A 576-nucleotide genomic window follows, 5' to 3' on the forward strand; every position below is an offset into this window, starting at 1 on the left:
ACACAGCCTTCAGCAAGGCGTTGAACGCGTCGTGGTTGCGCTGCGCATCGCTGCGATCATCACGTGCGGCAGCGGCTTCGACCATCTCGGGGTCGGCATTCTCGATCGACCCGTGCGGTGAGTCGGGGTCGTCGGGGTTGTTCATGCCGGGTTTGGCCCAGACCGCGAGCAGCATGGTGATCCGCGCGAGGAGTTCGGGTGTGAGGTCGGCGGTCATCTTGGCGGTGCCGTCGGCGCGTTGCCGGTTGACCGACAGTTTGCGACGGCGTTTGCGGTCGGTGTCGTCGGCGAGTGTTCCGTCGGGGTCGAGGTGGGCCAACAGTCGGGCGCCGAGGGCGGTGATGTCGGCGGGGGTGTGGTCGACGGCGATTTCGGCCATCTGTCGTTCGGCGGCGAGCTTCACGTCGTGGTCGACGGCGTGCGGGATCTGGTCGAGGACGTCGATGACCGCATGAACATGGGCGGGGCCGACATGTCCGTCGGCGAAGGCGTCGGCCAGGGTGGGGTGCTGGGGTGGGAGTGGTTCGCCGGTAGGGCTGGGAAAGGTTGCGGTGGCCGACATCTGGTCGCGGCGCC

The 576-nt window shown here is 67.9% G+C and carries 1 protein-coding gene; it reads right to left on the reverse strand.

Features of this window, described 5'->3' with window-relative positions:
- Window positions 1-576, reverse strand: a 576-nt coding sequence (locus tag NWF34_RS25350) for a 13E12 repeat family protein (RefSeq protein ID WP_258326412.1), incomplete at both ends; no start/stop codon positions are given.

Origin of the sequence: Gordonia sp. GONU (assembly GCF_024733855.1) — a bacterium.
GTDB lineage: Bacteria > Actinomycetota > Actinomycetes > Mycobacteriales > Mycobacteriaceae > Gordonia > Gordonia amicalis.